Raw genomic sequence first — 18842 nt, 5'->3', positions numbered from 1 at the left:
CCGATCAGTGCGCCAACTATCGCGGGTGGGAGCCGGATCCTGCCAGCGATTCGGCCCGTGCCGCCGGAAGAATATTGGTCTGGTCCACTGGTGTGACCTGCGGGGAGGGACGGGCCAGGCTCCGCCGTCCTAGGGCGTGTGTCGAAAGTAGCGCCGTCTGCCCGAAGGGCAGGCTCGGCGGTGTCCGGTGCGTGCGATCGCAAGGCGGAGGGTCGCCCCGATACTGGATGTATCGGGGCGATCCCGACAACGCGGCGAGTGTGCGTGCCGGGCGCCGCCGGGCAGGCGCTCCTTTCGATACACGCCCTGGCGGCCGGGGCGGCTCTCGTAGGCTGGGGGGATGAACGACCTGGCGGACCACGCACGCCGTCTGCGCTCCCTGCCGCCGTCCTGCGGGCCCGTACGGATCATCGCCGTCGACGGGCACGCGGGGTCGGGCAAGACCACCTTCGCCGGCCGGCTGGCCTCCGCGCTCGGCGGTGCCCCCGTGCTGCACCTGGACGACCTGGCCACCCACGGCGCGCTCTTCGCCTGGACGGACCGCCTGCGGGCCCAGGTCCTGGATCCGCTGTCGCGCGGAGAGACCGCGAGATACGCCCCGTACGACTGGACGCTCCGGCGCTTCGGTGCGGCGCGGGAGCTCCGGCCCGCGCCCGTGGTGGTGGTCGAGGGGGTGGGCGCGGGCCGCGCCGCCGTCCGGCCGTACCTCGCGGAGCTGCTGTGGCTGGAGGGGGACAGCGAACGGTCCTGGCAGCGGGGCAGGCGGCGCGACGGGCCGGCACTGTCGGAGTTCTGGGACGGCTGGACCGTCGCGGAGGAGCGGCATTTCGCCGACGACCCCTCATATCCGTTCGCTCACGCGGTGATCCGTCAGATGCCGGGTGGATACGCGTGGCTGGACGGCCCCCATGTGACAACGGGGGCGAGTCACCCCCTCACGGAGAGTGAAGAGTGAGGGTAGCCTTGCCGGTCAGCCGTCATTCGGGCCGGCTGTACCTCAACTCCGCTTGACCGAGGGGCCGGACAGGTTCTACGTTCTCATTGTGCGGCTTTTCGAAGCCCCGCAGACACGAAGCCCCCGGTTGTTCCCCCGTGACCGGGGGCTTCGTTCTGCCCTCAGCCCGGCCTCTCCCGGGACCCGGACAGGCTCTCGCGCTCACCCTGCGTCACCGGACCGACGTCCCGGCCAGGCCCGCAGGGCGTGATCGCACGGGTACGATGCCTCTCGCGTGTGGTCAATTCCCGTCCCCGGCACGGTGATTACCGACGCTCCGATGGGCATGCTGTGCGGGCAGGGCATTCTGGGGGCACGGTTTGTGGGGGACGTGATGGACATCGGCACGCCGGGCACACAGGCCCCCGCCGACCTCGCCTGGCTGCGGGGCGTGGACGCCTACACGATGGGCGCGTACCCGCAGGCCGAGGAGGAGTTCAGGACCGCGGTGCGCGTCGACCCCGGCATGGCGGACGGCTGGCTCGGCCTCCACGCCCTGCGGATCGACACCTCCACGGCGCTGCTGCGCATGTACCGCCACCGCGACCGCTTCGGCGAGCAGCGCGCCCGGTACCGCCGCACACTCAACTCCTGGTACTGGCTGGGCTGGTGGGTGCAGCCGGTGCTGGAGAGCCCACGCGACCTGCTGCTGGCGCACGCCTCCCACTGGCTGGACGGCCGCCATGTGCCGGAGCTGGACCGGGCGCTCGCGGGCCTGCCGCCGGTCGACGCGGACCGGCACGTGCGGTTCCTGCACGCGTGTCGCGCGTACCTGGTCAAGGACTGGGAGCAGCTCGTACGCACCACCGAACCGCTCGTCGACGATCCACTGCTCGGCATCGAGTCAGGTCTCTTCGGCGGCATGGCCCGGGTGCGCCTGGAGATGTACGGGCAGGCCGAGCCCCTGCTGTCCGCGGCCCTGATGCGCTGCCGGAGCGAGCAGCCCCAGCGCAAGGAGCTGCGCTACTGGCTGGCCCGGGCCCACGAGGGCACCGGGCGCAGCGCGGCGGCCCTCCCCCTGTACCGGGCGGTGCACCGTGTCGACCCGGCGTTCATGGACACCTCCGCCCGGCTCGCGGCGATCTCCGACGGCGACGGCTACGACGAGGCCACCGGCCTCGCCGCCCTCTCCCTGACGGGGCCGGCCTCGGACGGCGTGGGCACGGAGACACAGCCGGACGGCGAGACGGCGCTGGGAACCGGCCTGGTGGACGGCCCCGACCCCTGGCTCGGCGGGGACCCGCTGGACCTGCCGGGGTCCGCCACGCCGCCGACCCGGCCCGAAGGGGTGCGGGAGAAGTCGGGGACGTCCGGCCGGCAGGCGCGCGGCGCCGTCCCGGCGGGGCCGAGCGATCCGGTGCTGCTCGCCGAAGCGCTGGCGGAGCTCGAGCGCATGGTCGGCCTCGAACCCGTGAAACGCCAGGTCAAAGCATTGTCCGCGCAGCTGAACATGGCGCGTCTACGGGCCGAGCAGGCCCTGCCCGTACAGCCGCCGAAGCGGCACTTCGTCTTCTCCGGCCCGTCCGGGACGGGCAAGACCACGGTCGCCCGCATCCTGGGCCGGGTGTTCTACGCGCTCGGGCTGCTCGGCGGCGATCACCTCGTGGAGGCCCAGCGCTCCGACCTGGTGGGCGAGTTCCTCGGCCAGACCGCCGTGAAGGCCAACGAGCTGATCGATTCGGCACTCGGCGGGGTGCTCTTCGTCGACGAGGCGTACAGCCTCTCCAACTCCGGTTACAGCAAGGGCGACGCGTACGGCGACGAGGCACTGCAGGTCCTCCTCAAGAGGGCCGAGGACAACCGGGACCATCTCGTCGTCATCCTGGCGGGCTACCCCGAGGGCATGGACCGGCTGCTGTCCACCAACCCGGGCCTCTCCTCGCGCTTCACCACCCGGGTCGACTTCCCCAGCTACCGCCCCCCGGAACTCACCGCGATCGGCGAGGTGCTGGCCGCCGAGAACGGCGACACGTGGGACGAGGAGTCCCTGGAGGAGCTGCGCAGCATCAGCGGCCATGTGGTCGACCAGGGGTGGATCGACGAGCTGGGCAACGGCCGCTTCATGCGCACGCTGTACGAGAAGAGCTGCGCCTACCGCGACCTGCGGCTCTCCGGGTACACGGTGGCGCCGACCCGTGGCGATCTGTCGACGCTGCGGCTCGCGGACCTGATGCAGGCGTACGGCGAAGTGCTGTCCGGGCGGGGCCCGGTGGACCGGGGGACGCAGGAGCCGGGGGCGCTGTGACGCGCCGGGGCCGCCGGGCGGGGCCGTAGCCCGCCCGGCGGTCGTCGTCGCGGGTCAGCCCAGCGGGGCCATGGCCTGCGGCGCATCCACCGTGCGGCGGGCCACCGAGACGCGGTGCGCCGGGTCGCGCACCTCTCCCACGAGCATCTCCAGCACGTCCTCCATGGCGACGAGGCCGAGCACCTTGCCCGAGGCGTCGGCGACCTGCGCCAGATGCGTCGCCGCGCGCCGCATCACGGTCAGGGCGTCGTCCAGCGGAAGCTCCGCCCGTACGGTCGCCATCGGGCGCCAGACGTGCTGCGGGACGGCTCGTTCGCCGTCCTCCAGCTCCAGGACGTCCTTGACGTGCAGGTAGCCCATGAAGGGGCCGCCGCCCTCCGCGCAGACGGGGAAGCGTGAGTAGCCGGTCCGTACGGTCAGCTCCTCGATCCGGCGCGGGGTGACGGACGGGTCGACCGTCACCAGCGCCGCCCGGTCGAGCAGCACGTCGGTGACCGGCCTGCTGCCCAGCTCCAGCGCGTCCTCCAGGCGTTCCTGTGCCTCCGGTTCCAGCAGTCCGGCCTGTCCGGAGTCCTCGACCAGCCGGTTGAGCTGCTCGCTGGTGAAGACGGCCTCGACCTCGTCCTTCGGTTCGACGCCGAAGAGCCGCAGTACCAGCCGGGCGCAGGCGCCGAGCGCGGAGGTGACCGGCCGGCAGAGCCGGGCGAAGCCGACCAGGCCGGGGCTGAGCCACAGGGCGGCCTTGTCGGGCGCGGCCATCGCCAGGTTCTTCGGGACCATCTCGCCGATGACGAGGTGGAGGAAGACGACGAGGACGAGGGCCAGGGCGTAGCCGAGCGGGTGGATCAGCGCCTCCGGCAGGTGCACGGCGTGGAAGACCGGCTCCAGCAGGTGGGCGACGGCCGGCTCGGCCACGGCTCCGAGGGTCAGGGAGCAGACGGTGATGCCGAACTGCGCGGCGGCCATCATCTGCGGCAGGTTCTCCAGGCCGTACAGGACCTGTGCGGCCCGGCCGGATCCCTTCGCGGCGAGGGGTTCCACCTGGCTGCGGCGTACGGAGACGAGGGCGAACTCGGCGCCGACGAAGAAGCCGTTCGCCAGCACGAGGAAGCCGGCGAGGAGGAGGTGGACGAGGCTCATCGCACGACCTCCAGCAGCTCCTGGGTGAGTTCGGCCGCCTCGGGCCGGGGTGGGGCCGTGGCGGGCCGCGCCAGGTCCGCCAGGCGGACGAAGCGGACCTGCTCGGCGCGGTAGTGGCCGACCTGGCGGACCAGGACCCGCCAGCCGGGCAGTTCGGCGCGGTCGCCGGGGGCGGGGATGCGTCCCAGCAGGTCGGCGACCAGCCCGGCCACGGTCTCGTACGGCCCCTCGGGTACCTCGAGGCCTATGCGCCGCAGGGTCAGTACCCGGCAGCTGCCTTCCGCGTCCCAGCCGGGCCGTCCGTCGTCGGCGACCACGGGGGTCAGGTCGGGCCGGTCGGCGCCTTCCGCGTCGTGCTCGTCGCGGACCTCGCCGACGAGTTCCTCGATGATGTCCTCGAGGGTGACGACGCCGGCGGTGCCGCCGTACTCGTCGACCACGACGGCTATCGGCTGCTCGTTGCGGAGCCTCTGGAGCAGCTGTTCGACGGGCAGGGTCTCCGGTACCAGGAGCGGCGGCACGGCGATGCGGCCGGCCGGGGTACGCAGCCGGTGCTGGGCGGGGACGGCGAGGGCGTCCTTGAGGTGGACCATCCCGACGACCTCGTCGATGCGCTCGCGGTAGACCGGGAAGCGGGAGAGCCCGGTGGCGCGGGTGAGGTTGAGGACGTCCGCCGCGGTCGCCGACGACTGCAGCGCGCTGACCCGCACGCGGGGCGTCATGACGTGCTGGGCGGTGAGCCCGGCCAGCGACAGGGTCCGTACGAAGAGGTCGGCGGTGTCCTGTTCCAGGGTGCCCGCCTCGGCCGAGTGCCGGGCCAGCGAGACCAGTTCGCCGGGGGTCCGGGCGGAGGCCAGCTCGTCGGTGGGCTCGACGCCCAGCAGCCGTACCAGCCGGTTGGCCACCGTGTTCAGCACGGTGATCACGGGGCGCAGGACGGTGGAGAAGCGGTGCTGGGGGCCGGCCACGAACCGGGCGACCTGGAGCGGCCGGGAGACCGCCCAGTTCTTCGGTACGAGTTCCCCGATCACCATCTGGACGGCGGAGGCGACCAGCATGCCGGTCACGACGCTCACCCCGGGAACGACCCCTCGGGGCAGGCCCGTGGCGGTGAGCGGTCCGGCCAGCAGCCGTGCGAGCGCCGGTTCGGCGAGCATGCCCACGACCAGTGAGGTGATGGTGATGCCCAGCTGGGTGCCGGAGAGCTGGAAGGAGAGTTCGCGCAGGGAGGCGACGACGGTGCCGGCCCGGCGGTCGCCTTCGGCGGCCGCGCGTTCGGCGTCCGGCCGTTCCACCGTGACGAGCCCGAATTCGGCCGCCACGAAGAAACCGTTGGCGAGGATGAGAAGGAATGCCGCGGTGAGCAGCAACAGGGGGGTGGTCATGCCGCCGCCTCCGGGGGGAGGGCGGCGCGGGTACTACCGGACGATCCGTCCATTGCTGGAGGGAGTCACTCCTTGGGTCGCAGGAAAGCCCCGCGGGCCTCGTGGCCTCCGGTGCGGGGCGGGGCGCGCGCGGGGCGCCACCGCCCTCCAGAGTAGTCAAGAAGGGGCCGTGCGGGGCAGGGGGCTCAGCCGTTCTCCGTGCTCCCGTTCACTCCGCTGCCGTGGAATTCGGCGAGCGCGCGAAGGGTACGGGCGTCACGGATGGCGTGTTCCTTGGCGATTCCGGGCTGGATGCCGAGGGCGGGCAGGCTGGTGCCGTCGCTGAGGTCGAGGAAGACCCAGGGGTCACCGGCACGCAGGTTGACGCGCAGGATCTCCGCCCAGGCCAGCCGGCGCGTACGGGTGATGTTGACGACGGTGACCCCGGCCTCGTCCGCGACGACGCGGGGCCTGCTGAGCAGGGCGAGGACGCCGGAGAACAGCAGGGCGACGAAGATGAAGCTGGTCCGCTCCCCCGGGCTGAGCTGCTCCAGTATCAGCGCGATCGCGGTGATGACGACGAACATCGCCGCCCCGACGGCGAGCAGGACCACCCGGCTGCGCGTGGGCCTGAACGTGGCCGGAAGTGCGGGGAGTTCGGGCGGCCGGGGCGCGGGGGCGGACATGGGTGCTGTCGTCCTTCGGTGTTCTGCGGTCCCTGCCGCCCCAGGGGCGGCAGGTGCGGACCGGGCGGGGCTGTCAGAGACGGCAGGCGTGGATGGCCGTCGTGAGGATGGCGCGGGCGCCGAGCTCGTACAGGTCGTCCATGATCCGCTGGGCCTCCTTGGCGGCGACCATGGAGCGGACGGCGACCCAACCCTCGTGGTGCAGGGGGGAGATGGTCGGCGACTCCAGGCCCGGGGTGAGGGCCACCGCGCGCTCCAGGTGCTCGACGCGGCAGTCGTAGTCCATCATCACGTAGCTGCGGGCGACGAGCACGCCCTGCAGGCGGCGCAGGAACTGCTGCACCTTGGGCTCGTCGGCCGGGGCACCCTTGCGGCGGATCACGACGGCTTCCGAGGTCATGATCGGTTCGCCGATGACCTCGAGCCCGGCGTTGCGCAGGCTGGTGCCCGTCTCGACGACGTCGGCGATGACCTGGGCGACGCCGAGCTCGACGGCCGTCTCGACCGCGCCGTCGAGGTGGACGACGGAGGCGTTGACGCCGACGTCGGCGAGGTGCTTGGCGACGATGCCCTCGTAGGAGGTGGCGATCGTCATGCCGTCGAAGTCCTGCGGGCCGTCGGCCGTGCCGGGCTTGGTGGCGTAGCGGAAGGTGGAACGCGCGAAGCCGAGCTGGAGGATCTCCTCGGCCTCGGCTCCGGAGTCCAGCAGCAGGTCACGGCCGGTGATGCCGATGTCGAGCCGGCCGGAGCTGACGTAGATCGCGATGTCGCGCGGCCGGAGGTAGAAGAACTCGACCTCGTTGGCGGGGTCGACGAGGACGAGCTCCTTCGACTCCTTGCGCTGCTGGTAGCCGGCCTCATGGAGCATCGCCATCGCAGGCCCGGAGAGTGAACCCTTGTTGGGGACGGCGATGCGCAGCATGGGGCGGGGTCCTTTGTGCGGAGTGATGTGGGAACGTACGGAATCCGGCCCGACTGGGCCGCAGTGCGGATGCCGGAGGCTCAGAGGTGGGCGTAGACGTCGTCGAGGGAGATCCCGCGGGCGACCATCATCACCTGGACGTGGTAGAGCAGCTGCGAGATCTCCTCGGCGGCGGCTTCCTTGCCCTCGTACTCGGCGGCCATCCAGACCTCGGCCGCCTCCTCGACGACCTTCTTGCCGATGGCATGCACGCCCTTGTCCACCAGTTCGGCGGTGCGGGAGGTGGAGGGGTCGCCGTCGGCGGCCTTGAGCTGCAGCTCGGCGAAGAGCTCTTCGAAGGTTTTGTTCGCCATGATGGTCCTTAGAATACGGGGTCCCGGGCCGCCGCTCAGCGCCAGGGTTCGCTGACGGTGCGCAGGGTGGCGGCGGTGGCGACGGCCGCGGTGACCGCTTCGTGCCCCTTGTCCTCGTGGGACCCCTCGAGCCCGGCCCGGTCCAGGGCCTGCTCCTCGGTGTCGCAGGTGAGGACGCCGAAGCCGACGGGGACTCCGGTGTCGACGGTGACCTGGGTGAGGCCGCTGGTGACCCCCTGGGACACGTACTCGAAGTGCGGGGTGCCGCCGCGGATGATCACGCCGAGGGCGACGATCGCGTCGTACCCGCGCCCGGCGAGGACCTTGGCGACCACCGGGAGCTCGAAGCTGCCGGGGACCCTGAGCAGCGTCGGCTCGTCGATGCCCAGGTCGTGCAGGGCGCGCAGGGCGCCGTCGACGAGGCCGTCCATGACCTTCTCGTGCCACTGGGCCGCGATGACGGCCACCCGCAGGTCACCGCAGTTGCGTACGGACAGTTCTGGTGCGCCCTTGCCGCTCATGTCTCTCCTGGTTGTCTGGTCGGTGCGGTGTTCCGCCGGTGGGGTGTTCCGCCGGTGCGGTGTGCCGGTGTTCTGCCGGTGGTCACTGGTTGCCGCAGGTCGACGCGGTGGTGGCGTCGAGCCAGGGCAGGTCGTGGCCCATGCGGTCGCGCTTGGTGCGCAGGTAGCGGAGGTTGTGCTCGCCGGCCTGGACGGGCATGGGCTCGCGTCCGGTGATTCCGAGGCCGTATCGCACGAGGGCCGCCGTCTTCTCCGGGTTGTTGGTCATCAGCCGGAGCGTGTGGACGCCGAGGTCGGCGAGGATCCGGGCGCCGGCCGCGTAGTCCCGCGCGTCGGCGGGCAGGCCGAGTTCGAGGTTGGCGTCGAGGGTGTCGGCGCCGCGCTCCTGGAGCTCGTACGCCCGCAGTTTGGACAGCAGCCCGATGCCGCGCCCCTCGTGGCCGCGCAGGTAGACGATGACACCGCGGCCCTCCGCCGTGATGCGTTCCATGGAGGCGTGCAACTGAGGGCCGCAGTCGCAGCGCTGGGACTGGAAGATGTCCCCGGTCAGGCATTCGGAGTGGACGCGTACGAGGACGTCCTCGCCGTCGCCGAGGTCGCCGTGGACGAGCGCGACGTGTTCGACGCCGTCGACGGTGGAGCGGTAGCCGTACGCGGTGAACAGGCCGAAGGCGGTCGGCAGTCGCACCTCGGCCTCCCGGCGGACGGTGGGCTCGGCGCTGCGCCGGTAGGCGATGAGGTCCTCGATGGAGATGATCGTCAGGCCGTGCTTGCGGGCGAAGGGGACGAGCTCGGGCAGGCGCAGCATCACGCCGTCCTCGCCTGCGATCTCGACGATGGCGCCGGCCGGGCGCAGTCCGGCGAGGCGGGCCAGGTCGACGGCGGCCTCGGTGTGGCCGTCGCGGACGAGGACGCCGCCGGAACGGGCGCGGAGCGGGAAGACGTGGCCGGGGCGTACGAAGTCGCCGGGGCCGGCGACGCCGCCCGCCAGCATCCGCAGGGTGGTGGCCCGGTCGGCGGCGGAGATGCCGGTGCTCACCCCGTGGGCGGCGGAGGCGTCCACGGAGACGGTGAAGGCGGTCTTCATCGACTCGGTGTTGTGTTCGACCATCTGCGGGAGCTGGAGGCGGTCCAGCTCGTCGTCCTCCATGGGGGCGCAGATCAGACCGCGGCACTCGCTCATCATGAAGGCGACGATCTCGGGGGTGGCCTTCTCGGCGGCGATGACGAGGTCGCCCTCGTTCTCCCGGTCCTCGTCGTCGACGACGACGACGGGCCGTCCGGCGGCGATGTCGCTGATCGCCTGTGCGACGGGGTCGAGGGAGAGGTCCTCGGCGGCGAGGCCGTGCAACCAGCTGGGCTGGGCAGTCATGCCGTGGCTCCTTCCAGAGCGGGTGTCCGCGTACGCAGCCACCAGTCGCGCATGCCCCACAGGACGAGGGCGCCGTAGACGACGTAGATGAGACCGGAGAAGGCGAGTCCGCTGTGGAAGTTGAGCGGGACGCCGACGAGGTCGACGAGCAGCCAGGCGAACCAGAACTCGACCATGCCGCGGGCCTGGGCCAGCATCGCCACGAGCGTGCCGGCGAAGATGTACGCGTCCGCCCAGGGGCTCCAGGAGAGCGACGGGAAGGCCGTGAACAGGGCGCCGACGGCGAGGGTGCCGAGCGCGGCGCCGCCCACCAGGTACGCGCGTTCGCGCCAGGTGGCGAAGCGTACGGCGATGGAGCCGTCCTGCGCCTGCTGCCTGCCGCGGGTCCACTGCTGCCAGCCCCATACGGCGACGGCGACGACGATCAGCTGCTTGCCGACGCTGCCCGCCTGCTGCACGGAGACGTTGGCGGCGATGAGCACGAGGCCGGACAGGAGCTGGGCGGGCCAGGTCCACACGGAGCGCAGCCAGCCGAGGGCCAGGGCGATCAGGCCGACGGTGTTGCCGATCATGTCCGACCAGATGATGTGCTGCCCGAAGGCGGTGAACGCCTCCGCGTTCAGCCAGTCCAGAGTGCTCATGCGACCGGCTCCCCGGGCTCGGTGGCTGATGCCGGGCTCGCGGACGCGGCAGTCGCGGTCCCGGCGTCCGGGGCCGGGGTCGCGGCGTCGGGGGCCGACGCCCCGGCGTTCGGGCCGAGCAGCCGCTCGACGTACTTCGCGAGGACGTCCACCTCGAGGTTGACGGGGTCGCCGGCCTTCTTGATGCCGAGCGTCGTCAGCGCGAGGGTGGTCGGGATGAGGCTGATGGTGAAGTGGTCGGGGCCGGCGTCGACGACGGTCAGGCTCACGCCGTCCACGGTGATCGACCCCTTCTCCACGACGTAACGGGTCAGCTCTGCGGGGAGGGAGATCTTCACGACCTCCCAGTTCTCGGAGACCGTGCGCGCGAGGATGCGGCCCGTGCCGTCCACGTGTCCTTGGACGATGTGCCCGCCGAGCCGGCCGCCGAGCGCCATGGGCCGCTCCAGATTGACCCGGGACCCGGTCTCCAGCGCACCGAGGCTGGAACGCTTCAGCGTCTCGGCCATCACGTCGGCGGTGAACTCCTGATCGCCGAGGTCCACGACGGTGAGGCAGACGCCGTTGACGGCGATGGAGTCACCGTGCTTGGCGCCTTCGGTGACCACGGGGCCGCGCAGGCGGAAGCGGGAGGCGTCGCCGAGTTTCTCGACGGCGGTGACCTCACCCAGTTCTTCGACGATTCCGGTGAACACTCAGTTTCCCTTCCGAGCAGGAACGGGGACGGCGGTGATGCGCAGATCCGGGCCGAAACGGGCGGTCTCGGTCACATCCAGGCGCAACGCCTGCGAGAGGGTGGAGATTCCGGCGTCGGCGAGGGCCGCGGGGCCCGCGCCGAGGAGGACCGGGGCGAGATAGCCGACGACGGTGTCGACCACTCCCGCGGCGACGAAGGAGCCGGCCAGGACCGGGCCGCCCTCGAGGAGTACGGAGCGGATGCCGCGCGCGTGCAGGGCGGCGAGCAGGGCCGCGATGTCCAGCCCGGGGCCGGTGGCGGCGCGCGGGAGCCGCAGCACGGCGTCCTCGGGGAGGTGCGCGGTGTCCGCGTCCTCCCCGACGGCGATCAGCGTGGGCGCGGTGCCGTCCAGGACCCGGGCCCCGGGCCGGACTGCGGTGGCGGCGGTGTCGACGACGACCCGCAGCGGCTGCACGGCGCCCTCGATGCCGCGTACACCCAGCTGCGGGTCGTCGGCTCGGGCGGTGCCGGAGCCGACGACGACGGCGTCGGCCTCGGCGCGCAGCCGGTGCACGTCGGCCCGGGACTCGGGCGAGGTGATCCAGCGGCTCGTGGCGTCGGCGGCGGCGGTACGGCCGTCGAGGGTGGCCGCGTACTTCCAGAGGACGTAGGGGCGGCCCAGGCGTACGGAGGTGAGCCACGCGGTGTTCCCGGCCTCCGCCTCCTCGGCGAGGAGGCCCTGCTCCACCTGGACCCCTGCGGCACGCAGGGTGTCCGCACCGCCGGTGGCCTGCGGATTCGGGTCGGCGACCGCGTACACGACGCGGCGGACACCGGCGTCCAGGAGTGCCTGGGCGCAGGGGCCGGTGCGGCCCGTGTGGTTGCAGGGTTCGAGGGTGACGTAGGCGGTGCCGCCGCGGGCGGCTTCGCCGGCCTCGCGCAGGGCGTGGATCTCGGCGTGCGGCCCTCCGGCACGCCGGTGGTAGCCCTCGCCGGCCTGCTGCCCGGTGACGTCGAGGACGACGCACCCGACGACCGGGTTGGGGCTGGTGGCGCCGAGTCCGCGGGCCGCGAGCGTGATCGCTCGCCGCATGGCGGTGATGTCGGCTGCGGTTGCCACCGGGTCCTCCTGCCTCTTCGGGCACGGACTCCGGGGCCTGTCGATGACGACAGATGAAGCGGAACGCAACAGGGGACGCCGAAACCGAAAGCACGGATGCGCCTGTCCCGGGACGATCTCCCGGAACGCATCCGCCTACGGCGACGTACCTGTGACGGCCCGCCGCGCACTGCCTCCCATCCGGACTTTAACCGTCGGTCCAGGAATCCCACCTGGTCAACCGGCCGCTGGATGCGGACGGGTCGCGGACTATAACCGCCGGTTCGGAATTGCACCGACCCCGGAGTGCGCTGCTACTGGTACATCACTCATTGTGCCACGGCCGCCCCTGGGCCAAACGGGTGCCCGCTGTGGAGCGACCCACAGGGCGTGTGCCACGACCGCGCCCTGGCCCACTCACCGGCGAGATGGTCCAGACCTATTGACTCACTGGTCTAGTCCTCTTAATCTCTGCGTCACCTCCGAGGAACGCCTGCCGGGTGTGCGCACACCCGGGCCCCGTGCACCTTCCGCTTGCCCGTTGTGTCAGTCGACCTCCCCAGGAGGACCACACATGCTGTCCCCCACCCGTGCGAGAGCCACCCTGCTCGCAGCCGCCGCAGCCGCCGCCGGACTGCTGCTGGGCTCGCTCACCGCGACCCCGTCGGCCGCCGCCGACCAGGAGTCCTGCCGGCCCGACGGGCTCTACCGGACCCCTGGCGTCGCCGTGCCGTACTGCTCGGTCTACGACTCCGAGGGCCGCGAGAAGATGGGCGCCGACCACCAGCGGCGAGTCATCGGATACTTCACCAACTGGCGGACCGGCAAGGACGGCATGCCGGCCTACCTCGTCCCGGACATCCCGTGGGACAAGGTCACGCATCTGAACTACGCGTTCGCGCACGTCGACGGCGACAACAAGATCTCGGTGGGCACCGACGGCCCGCAGAACGCGTCCACGGGCATGACCTGGCCCGGTGTGGCGGGCGCCGAAATGGACCCCGGCTTCCCCTACAAGGGCCACTTCAACCTGCTCAACAAGTTCAAGAAGCAGCATCCGGCCGTGAAGACCCTGGTCTCGGTGGGCGGTTGGGCCGAGACCGGCGGCTACTTCGACGACAAGGGCACCCGGGTGGACTCGGGCGGCTTCTACTCGATGGCCACGAACGCCGACGGCTCGGTCAACCAGAAGGGCATCGACACCTTCGCCGACTCCACCGTGGCGTTCATCAAGAAGTACGGGTTCAACGGCGTCGACATCGACTACGAGTACCCGACGACGATGAAGGACGCCGGCAACCCGCTCGACCACACCCTGGCCAACGCCCGCCGGGCCGGTCTCGTCAAGGGCTACGGCGCGCTGATGAAGACGCTGCGCGAGAAGCTGGACCGCGCGTCCGCCGCCGACGGCACGCACTACCTCCTGACCGTCGCGGCCCCCTCCTCGGGCTATCTGCTGCGCGGCATGGAGACCTTCCAGGTCCAGAAGTACCTGGACTACGTCAACATCATGTCCTACGACCTGCACGGCGCCTGGAACGAGTACGTCGGCCCGAACGCCTCGCTCTACGACGACGGCAAGGACGCCGAACTGGCCCAGGCAGGCGTCTACTCGACGTCCCAGTACGGCGGGACCGGCTACCTCAACACCGACTGGGCGTACCACTACTTCCGCGGTTCCATGCCGGCCGGCCGGATCAACATCGGGCTGCCCTACTACACCCGTGGCTTCAAGAACGTGCAGGGCGGCACGAACGGGCTGTGGGGCAAGGCAGCGACCACCGACTGCCCGGCGGGTGCCGGGCTGACGAAGTGCGGTGACGGTGCCGTCGGTATCGACAACCTCTGGCACGACCTGGACACGAACGGCAAGGAGTCCCCGGCCGGCTCCAACCCGATGTGGCACGCGAAGAACCTGGAGAAGGGGGTCGTGGGCGACTACGTCACCCGCTACGGCTTCCCGGCCGGCACGAAGCTGACCGGCACCTATGCTCGCAACTACGACCCGACGCTGGTCGCGCCCTGGCTGTGGAACGCCGAGAAGAAGGTCTTCCTGTCCACCGAGGACGAGCAGTCGGTGGCCGCCAAGGCGGACTACGTCCTCGACAAGGGCATCGGCGGAACGATGATCTGGGAGCTCGCCGGCGACTACGGCTGGAACGCCGCCAAGGGGCAGTACGAGCCCGGCTCCACACTGACGTCCGCGATGTACGAGAAGTTCAGGTCCGCCACCCCGTACGGTGCCACCCGGTCGACCATCGACCTGCCCGCCAAGGCCCTGGACATCGACGTGGCCTTCGAGCAGTTCCCGCTCGGCGACTCGAACTACCCGATAGGCCCGAAGCTGAAGATCACCAACAACACGACGGCGACCCTGCCGGGCGGCACGGAGTTCCGGTTCGACTACGCGACCTCCGCCCCGCCCAACGCCAAGGACCAGTCGGGCTTCGGCACCACCATCGTCCGCAGCGACCACACCGCGGCGAACAACATCGGCGGTCTCAAGGGCGACTACAACCGCGTGTCACTGAAGCTGCCGGCCTGGCAGACGCTGGCCCCGGGCGCCTCGGTACAGCTGGACTTCGTCTACTACCTGCCGACCTCGACGCCGTCGAACTGGACGGTGACCTTCGGCGGGGCGACGTACGCCCTCGCCGGGGACCTGGCACGCGGCACCACCGTCGTCCAGCCGGGCACCGGGACCGGAACCGGCCCCACCCCGACGCCGACGCCCACCCCGACGCCGACACCCGGCACCTGCACGGCGACGGCCTGGAGTGCGTCCGCGGAGTACGGGGCGGGGGCGACCGTGAGCTACGGCGCGCACACGTGGAAGGCCAAGTGGTGGACCAAGGGCGAGACACCCGGTTCCACCGGTGAGTGGGGCGTCTGGCAGGACCTCGGGACCTGCTGAACCCGGCTCCGACCGCCCGGCGGCGACCGGCACCACCGTCGCCGCCGGGCTCACCGCTGCCCGGCCGAACCCACGGCCGCCGGCACGGGGCGCCCGTTGCGGGGCCGGCTGACGGACCCGCGCCCGGGCCGGGTTTCGATCAGTGGGGCACAGTGAGGGCATGACCACGTACGAGACGATGTCGTTCCACCTTGAGACCGAGCGGCTGATACTGCGGCCATGGGTCGAGTCGGACGCCGCCGAGTTCTGCGCCCTCCTCTCCGAACGCGGCAAGGGGACCCCCACGGTCGAGCACATCCGGACGTCCATCGCGGAGCTGCTCGCCGCGACGGCGACTACGGGGATAGCCCTGTTGCCCATCCAGCGCCGTGACGAAGGCGACTTCATCGGCTACTGCGGGCTGATCATCGGCCGCTCCACCGTGGAAGAGCCTGAAATCGCGTACGAGTTGTTCCAGCGCGCGCATGGGCGTGGCTACGCCACCGAGGCCGCCGGCGCGGTGCTCGATGCCGCTGCCGCAACCGGGCGAAAACGGCTCTGGTCGACCGTCGGCGCGTGGAACACACCGTCGCTCCGTGTCCTCGAGAAGCTCGGGTTCGAGCGGGATCACGTTTCCACGGAGGACAATGGTGAAGTGGTCTGGCTCACACGCACGTTGCCGTGACCAGGTATGCGTGATCGATGCATGCCGGAGGCGCGATGTGGAGTCCGGCGATGTCCGCCTTCTCGCCGCTCAGCGGCGGACCTGCGTCCGCCCGCTGTGGCGCCGGAGCGGATCGCCGAGCCGCACGGGCCTAACCTCTACAGCCGCTGCCTCCTCGACCCCCTTCCCCTCGGGCGGACGGTGGCGTCGACATTGGGGTGATCGACCTCAGCCACCTGCGGGTGGAGAAGACGGGCGAGTACGACGTCTCTCTCACCCCCGAGGGCTCGACGGAGCCGCCCGGCTTCGGTGAGGGTGCGGGCGGCGCAGCGGAGGCGGAGAAGTCGCTGCTGTCGGAGCTGATCGAGGCGTTCAACACCACGTTCGGCACGGACTTCACCGAAGAGGACGTTCGGAAGCCGTTCAACAAGACCACCAAAGACCCCAAGGTCCGGGCGGCGGCCGTCGTCAATGACGAGACCAACTTCGGCAAGGTCTTCGACCGGGCCTTCGCCGACAACATGGCCGACCACATCGAGACGACCGCCGGCATAGGGCGCCAGTACTTCGGCCCCGACAAGAGCTTCCGGTCCAACCTGGACCGCAGCGCATGCCGGGCAGCGTGGCGGATGATCCGCCGCGAGGAGAACGTGGACGAGTAGGTCCCCCGTATGGGAGAGCCCCGCTGCAACGCCGGATCGGCGCGCGGCGGGGCTCTCCCGCCTACTTTGCTCAGCCGAGGACGAACCCGACGAACCCGGCCCATGCGCCGGGGCCGACGGTCAGCACTGAGCCCTCGGGCTGCTTCGAGTCCCGGACGTGTACGTGTGTGGCCACGGCAGCGAACTCCACGCACTCGCCACCTTCAGCCCCGCTGTAGCTGCTCTTGCGCCAGGCGACCTCAAGACAGTCGCCACCTTCAGCCCCGCTGTAGCTGCTCTTGTACCAAGCAAGCTCCTGCGAGGCAGAGACTTCGGCGGTGTTCATAGCTCTCCCAGCAACTTCTCGATGAACCCCAAGGACTCTCGCGGAGTGAGAGCCTGGCTCCGGATGATCCCATAGCGGGCTGCGGCAAGCCGCGTCTCGTCCCGATCACTTAGCCAATTACTGCGCCCCTGCGCCTCGGTATACACGAGCTGTTCGCCGCCCTTGCGCGTAACCACGGTGAAGGCACCGTCCACCCCGGCGTTGTCGTCGCGATCAAGCGGCATCACTTGGATTTCAACATTACGGAACCGGCCGAACTTCAGCAGCTGCGACAACTGGCCACGCAAAACGGCTGGACCGCCCAACGGGCGTCGCAGAACGGGCTCCTCCACAACAAAGCTCATGAGTGGTGCGGGCCAGCGGCTGAAAATCTCCTGCCGCGCCAAGCGCGCAGATACTCGTTGCTCGATGGTGTCCCCGTCGAGCAAGGGTCGTCGCATGGCGAGAACGGCCCGCGTGTACTCCTCGGTCTGCAACAGGCCCTTGACCATATGGGTGTCGTACGCACACAGCTCGACCGCCTCAGCCTCCAGCCTCGCCATGTCCCGAAAGAACGCCGGATACTGCGACCGCGCCAGCTCCTCCTTCAACGCCACCAGCAACCCACCGGCCTCCAGCAACCGGTCCGCCTTGTCGACGAAGCCCGGCTGCGGAATCCGCCGCCCCTGCTCGAACGAGGCCACCGACTGAGCCGCGTACCCGACCCGCTTCCCGAACTCCACGCGGTCCAGCCCCGCCCGCACCCGCAACAGCTTCAGCTGCCGCCCGAACGCGACCGCAACCCCGTTCTCCGACCTGCCCTCCGACTGCGCCCCCGCCGAGGACTCCGTGCCCTCCCCCGCGCCCACGCCCGCAACCATCTCGTCCTGCGTCATCCGCCACCGCCCGTCCCCGTACGTACACGCCCCACGTCCCTCGCGCCCAACCGTCACACGGAAAAAGGCACTTCACCGCTCAACCACCAGGCCGACAACACCCGCGCCCGCAGCCCCTCGATCGCAGCGCCCGCCTTGGCTCGCCCCGCTCGGGCACCGTAATCACGCGCTCCTCCGCCTGCACGACGTTCCCAGGTGGTTCCCTCCAAAGAGTGGGTACGAGCGAGCCAACGTCCAACCATCCCCGCCACCCACGGATCACATGGCTCCTGCAGTGGCGCACCGAGTCCGCCCGTGAGAGGACACCTCCATGGCCAAGACCACCCAGCTCCGCACCTACACCGTCCGCGACGGCCTGCTGGACGAGTGGGCGCAGCGGTGGAAGGCCGACATCCTGCCGCTGCGGCTCGAGTGGGGATTCGCAATCGGTGGGGCCTGGGTGGACCGGGAGCTCAATCAGTTCGTCTGGCTGATCTCCTACGACGGCCCGGAGACCTTCGCCGAGCGCAACGCGAGGTACTGGGACTCGCCGGCCCGCAGGTCGATGGATCTCGATCCGGACGCCTACCTCGTCAGCACCGAGGAGCGGACGGTGGAGGAGTGGTACTGAGCCGACGCACCGGTTACGCGCCGGCCAAGGGCAGCAGGTGCCATCGTCGTCCGTCCTCGTCGAGGGTCCGGAAAGACGTGTCCAGTCACGCGGGGAGGACGGGGCCCACCGCGTGGTCGGCCTTGGAGCAGAACCACATCGCTGCGGGGCCGAGGCGGAAGGGGTGCAGGCCTGATCCGTGGTCCGGGCACAGCGGCCAGATCAGACGGTCCCGGTCGGCCAGCAAGCACTGGAAGCCCTCTGCGGCCTCGACGGCGATCGCGGGAGCGTCGATTCCGTGGACGGGCTCGTCGCCCACCCAGACCTGGCCGGCCGGTTCGCACGCCGTCGGCGCGTTGACGTGGACAGGGACGGTGACCGGCCGCCCTGTCTGCTGGTGGACTGTGGCCGCCAGGGAGTCGACCGCGTGCTGGGCGAGGGCACGGCGGCGCTCGATGAGCAGAGGAACGAAGTACGCGGGCGGCATCGCGCCGTTGTTCTCGAAGGCCGACCACAGAAATCCGCGGACGTCGTCGTTCTCCAGTACGGCTTCAAGTTCCAGGTCGAGGGTCCGATCGAGCAGGCGGACCCAGTCCCTGAAATGGGCATCCATTGTCTCTCCGGATGAGTACGGCCCCCCGGACTGTGAGGTCGCGGGCCGGGGGCCTTCTGCTGTCGGGGGAACCGTGAGCTGATGGCCCAGCTCAACCGCTGACCAATCAGCGCCGTTAGCCTCGCGCTTTCACGAGGTGGGCTGTCCAGTGGTTGATCAGAAACGCAGAAAGTGCCTCTGACCAGCAAGAATGAGGATTGTCGAGGTC

18 protein-coding genes, 1 pseudogene and 1 riboswitch are annotated in these 18842 nt (G+C 70.7%); of the genes and pseudogenes, 6 read left to right on the top strand and 13 right to left on the bottom strand.

Annotation, left to right across the window (positions count from 1 at the left end; translation table 11 throughout):
• The first annotated feature begins 340 nt into the window (after nt 1–340).
• Complete coding sequence (locus tag ACH4VO_RS30495) at nt 341–955, top strand: hypothetical protein (protein WP_360997329.1); 615 nt, start codon at nt 341–343, stop codon at nt 953–955.
• Between the two features lie 373 nt (nt 956–1328).
• Nucleotides 1329–3239: an AAA family ATPase gene (locus tag ACH4VO_RS30490; protein WP_360997327.1), complete on the top strand. Its 1911-nt coding sequence runs from the start codon at nt 1329–1331 to the stop codon at nt 3237–3239.
• Nucleotides 3240–3293: 54 nt separating this feature from the next.
• On the opposite strand, the gene ACH4VO_RS30485 is transcribed toward ACH4VO_RS30490, so the two are convergent.
• The 10 genes from ACH4VO_RS30485 to ribD all read right to left on the bottom strand — a co-directional run bounded on the left by ACH4VO_RS30485 (nt 3294) and on the right by ribD (nt 12034).
• Complete coding sequence (locus ACH4VO_RS30485; RefSeq protein WP_360997325.1) at nt 3294–4379, bottom strand: hemolysin family protein; 1086 nt, start codon at nt 4377–4379, stop codon at nt 3294–3296.
• A complete protein-coding gene (locus ACH4VO_RS30480; RefSeq protein ID WP_360997323.1) occupies nt 4376–5764 on the bottom strand; it encodes a hemolysin family protein in 1389 nt (462 codons plus the stop codon). The genes ACH4VO_RS30485 and ACH4VO_RS30480 overlap by 4 nt, the downstream gene beginning before the upstream one ends.
• Before the next feature lie 185 nt (nt 5765–5949).
• Nucleotides 5950–6429 carry a PH domain-containing protein gene (locus tag ACH4VO_RS30475; protein ID WP_360997322.1) on the bottom strand — a complete coding sequence of 160 codons (480 nt, stop codon included), beginning with the start codon at nt 6427–6429 and terminating at the stop codon, nt 5950–5952.
• A gap of 73 nt (nt 6430–6502) precedes the next feature.
• Nucleotides 6503–7351, bottom strand: a complete 849-nt coding sequence (gene hisG, locus ACH4VO_RS30470; protein WP_360997320.1) for an ATP phosphoribosyltransferase — start codon at nt 7349–7351, stop codon at nt 6503–6505.
• A gap of 80 nt (nt 7352–7431) precedes the next feature.
• Nucleotides 7432–7704 (bottom strand): phosphoribosyl-ATP diphosphatase, encoded by a 273-nt coding sequence (locus ACH4VO_RS30465; RefSeq protein ID WP_031097852.1) that lies wholly within the window; start codon nt 7702–7704, stop codon nt 7432–7434.
• A 35-nt stretch (nt 7705–7739) separates the two neighbouring features.
• Nucleotides 7740–8225: a 6,7-dimethyl-8-ribityllumazine synthase gene (ribH, locus tag ACH4VO_RS30460; RefSeq protein WP_069173202.1), complete on the bottom strand. Its 486-nt coding sequence runs from the start codon at nt 8223–8225 to the stop codon at nt 7740–7742.
• Nucleotides 8226–8307: 82 nt separating this feature from the next.
• Nucleotides 8308–9597 carry a bifunctional 3,4-dihydroxy-2-butanone-4-phosphate synthase/GTP cyclohydrolase II gene (locus ACH4VO_RS30455; protein ID WP_360997318.1) on the bottom strand — a complete coding sequence of 430 codons (1290 nt, stop codon included), beginning with the start codon at nt 9595–9597 and terminating at the stop codon, nt 8308–8310.
• Nucleotides 9594–10238 (bottom strand): nicotinamide mononucleotide transporter family protein, encoded by a 645-nt coding sequence (locus ACH4VO_RS30450; protein ID WP_360997316.1) that lies wholly within the window; start codon nt 10236–10238, stop codon nt 9594–9596. The genes ACH4VO_RS30455 and ACH4VO_RS30450 overlap by 4 nt, the downstream gene beginning before the upstream one ends.
• A complete protein-coding gene (locus tag ACH4VO_RS30445) occupies nt 10235–10933 on the bottom strand; it encodes a riboflavin synthase (protein ID WP_360997314.1) in 699 nt (232 codons plus the stop codon). Before ACH4VO_RS30445 ends, ACH4VO_RS30450 begins: the two co-directional genes overlap by 4 nt.
• Nucleotides 10934–12034, bottom strand: coding sequence for a bifunctional diaminohydroxyphosphoribosylaminopyrimidine deaminase/5-amino-6-(5-phosphoribosylamino)uracil reductase RibD (gene ribD / locus ACH4VO_RS30440; RefSeq protein ID WP_360997313.1), 1101 nt, complete (start codon nt 12032–12034; stop codon nt 10934–10936). It abuts the gene before it with no gap.
• Between the two features lie 162 nt (nt 12035–12196).
• Nucleotides 12197–12327, bottom strand: a riboswitch (FMN riboswitch).
• 260 nt (nt 12328–12587) lie between these two features.
• Between ribD and ACH4VO_RS30435 the strand changes: the two genes are divergently transcribed.
• The 3 genes and pseudogenes from ACH4VO_RS30435 to ACH4VO_RS30425 all read left to right on the top strand — a co-directional run.
• Nucleotides 12588–14927: a chitinase C-terminal domain-containing protein gene (locus ACH4VO_RS30435; RefSeq protein WP_360997311.1), complete on the top strand. Its 2340-nt coding sequence runs from the start codon at nt 12588–12590 to the stop codon at nt 14925–14927.
• Between the two features lie 160 nt (nt 14928–15087).
• Nucleotides 15088–15591, top strand: coding sequence for a GNAT family N-acetyltransferase (locus ACH4VO_RS30430; RefSeq protein ID WP_360997309.1), 504 nt, complete (start codon nt 15088–15090; stop codon nt 15589–15591).
• 135 nt (nt 15592–15726) lie between these two features.
• Nucleotides 15727–16232: pseudogene (locus tag ACH4VO_RS30425) on the top strand (type I restriction endonuclease subunit R); the annotation flags it as partial.
• 70 nt (nt 16233–16302) lie between these two features.
• Here the strand turns inward: ACH4VO_RS30425 and ACH4VO_RS30420 are convergent.
• Together ACH4VO_RS30420 and ACH4VO_RS30415 are read right to left on the bottom strand one after the other, a co-directional pair.
• On the bottom strand, nt 16303–16557 hold the full coding sequence (locus tag ACH4VO_RS30420) for a DUF397 domain-containing protein (protein WP_360997307.1): 255 nt from the start codon (nt 16555–16557) through the stop codon (nt 16303–16305).
• Complete coding sequence (locus ACH4VO_RS30415) at nt 16554–17432, bottom strand: helix-turn-helix transcriptional regulator (RefSeq protein WP_360997305.1); 879 nt, start codon at nt 17430–17432, stop codon at nt 16554–16556. Before ACH4VO_RS30415 ends, ACH4VO_RS30420 begins: the two co-directional genes overlap by 4 nt.
• Nucleotides 17433–17742: 310 nt before the next feature.
• Between ACH4VO_RS30415 and ACH4VO_RS30410 the strand changes: the two genes are divergently transcribed.
• Nucleotides 17743–18042: an NIPSNAP family protein gene (locus tag ACH4VO_RS30410; protein WP_360997304.1), complete on the top strand. Its 300-nt coding sequence runs from the start codon at nt 17743–17745 to the stop codon at nt 18040–18042.
• Between the two features lie 85 nt (nt 18043–18127).
• Here ACH4VO_RS30410 and ACH4VO_RS30405 read toward each other — a convergent pair whose 3' ends face one another.
• Nucleotides 18128–18634 carry a hypothetical protein gene (locus tag ACH4VO_RS30405; protein ID WP_360997302.1) on the bottom strand — a complete coding sequence of 169 codons (507 nt, stop codon included), beginning with the start codon at nt 18632–18634 and terminating at the stop codon, nt 18128–18130.
• Nucleotides 18635–18842: the final 208 nt, after the last annotated feature.

Origin of the sequence: Streptomyces sp. NPDC020780, from assembly GCF_044334475.1 — a bacterium.
In the GTDB taxonomy this organism is placed as follows: Bacteria; Actinomycetota; Actinomycetes; order Streptomycetales; family Streptomycetaceae; genus Streptomyces.
Note: the sequence above shows the minus strand (reverse complement) of the source record. Positions and strands in the feature narration are given on the sequence as shown.